Consider the following 1,276-nt stretch of genomic DNA (forward strand, 5'->3'; position numbering starts at 1 on the left):
CACAGCGAAGAGCGCGAGTCCTTCATATAACGGGGCCAGCTTCACAAAGAAGAGCAGGATGATAACGCAGGCTGCGGAGAGTTCGGAGATGGCATAGGCGGCAGGTATGAACGAGGTTTCCGTGATCGTCTTGACCCGGTGAGAGAGCCGGTCAATGGTGCCAATCTCGTTCTTCAGTTTTACGGTATACTGGGGCGGCACATTCATGTCAACAAGCCGGGAGATATCCTCGACAAATGCATCGATTCCCTGATCCATTTCTTTCAGGTTCCAAGAATTATTCCGGAAATTGGTATTGATGATCACGAGAATCTGGTAGACCTTTGCCTGCATCCGGGGGATAATCTCCTTATCCGACACATGGATCAATGTAAGATCGCTGTATATCGTCCGGATCGAAGTTGTAATCTCACCGGGGATCTTCTCGCTCTCCTTGAAGTCTGTCAACACCCCGGCAAAGATAATCGCAACCGTAAAGATTGCGCCGCTGATAAATGCCGTGATCAGGTTAGTGAGCGAGAGCACATCGTAATTCAGGTAATCAAATACCAGCCGTACTATGAGCAGGACACCGGTGATGCCGGCGGCCTTTATGATGAGTCTCCATTTGTTCATGAACAGTTTCCATCCTTGAAAAGATCCATTCCGCAGTCAAGTCCTCCCTGTTGCATGTCCATTCCTTCATCCATGCGGATCGATTGCAACGATCTTGCCTATCCGTATTTCCTGTTGCCTTTGCATAATGGCCGATATAAAATCCATGTACCCTCCTGAAATTTGAGATTTTCAATATTGGGACGATTCCGTGCACAGCATGAGAATGATCGCACCGAGCGCTGCATATTCAATCCACCTGTCTTCCCGCATTTAGGATATATCCCGCGACAATGCTGAAAATTATCCCCACCCCGAGAGCGAAAGCCAGTGGTATCCCAAAAACAATCAGTAGGATCAAGGCGATGAGCCCCCAGATTATCCCTTCCACGAGAGGAGTTTTAAACTTCCGATAGTTCATCCACGTCAAGGTTATCCACCTGCCTTTCCCATCAAAGCCCACACTTCTCTCCTGTAAAGGTTCACCAGATCGCGGGCGAAATCAGCAAGCCCCGGAATGATCCTGAACAACCCGACAGCGATCACGATCAGGACGACAAGCGAGAGTACTTCGGCGAATACATTATGAGCCCAGAAGAAACTCGCATATCCTGCACCGAATTCCGTTGTGCCCTTCGGATCCGGGAGATACGCAAACCACTGGTCCGACCATGCGATAATC

The 1,276-nt window shown here is 49.3% G+C and carries 1 protein-coding gene and 1 pseudogene; both read right to left on the bottom strand.

Annotation, left to right across the window (positions count from 1 at the left end; genetic code table 11):
- On the bottom strand, window positions 1-615 hold a 615-nt coding region (locus CW742_RS13680; protein WP_292421327.1), incomplete at its 3' end, for a hypothetical protein.
- A 411-nt stretch (window positions 616-1,026) separates the two neighbouring features.
- Window positions 1,027-1,276, bottom strand: a pseudogene (locus CW742_RS13685) (archaeosortase A); the annotation flags it as partial.

The organism is Methanoregula sp. (genome assembly GCF_002835825.1).
Lineage (GTDB): Archaea > Halobacteriota > Methanomicrobia > Methanomicrobiales > Methanospirillaceae > Methanoregula.